A 202-nucleotide genomic window follows, 5' to 3' on the forward strand; every position below is an offset into this window, starting at 1 on the left:
GTGCGTAATAGCTCACTGGTCGAGTGACTCTGCGCCGAAAATGTAACGGGGCTAAACACACCACCGAAGCTATGGCATGACACGTTTGTGTCTTGGGTAGGGGAGCGTTGTATGTAGGTTGAAGTCAGACCGTAAGGACTGGTGGACAGCATACAAGTGAGAATGCCGGTATGAGTAACGAAAAGACAAGTGAGAATCTTGT

The 202-nt window shown here is 49.0% G+C and carries 1 rRNA gene; it reads left to right on the top strand.

Annotated features, from left to right (window positions below):
- A 23S ribosomal RNA gene (locus WFK81_RS30920) occupies window positions 1-202 on the top strand; the annotation flags it as partial.

This window comes from Paenibacillus sp. MMO-177, assembly GCF_037147795.1.
In the GTDB taxonomy this organism is placed as follows: Bacteria; Bacillota; Bacilli; order Paenibacillales; family Paenibacillaceae; genus Pristimantibacillus.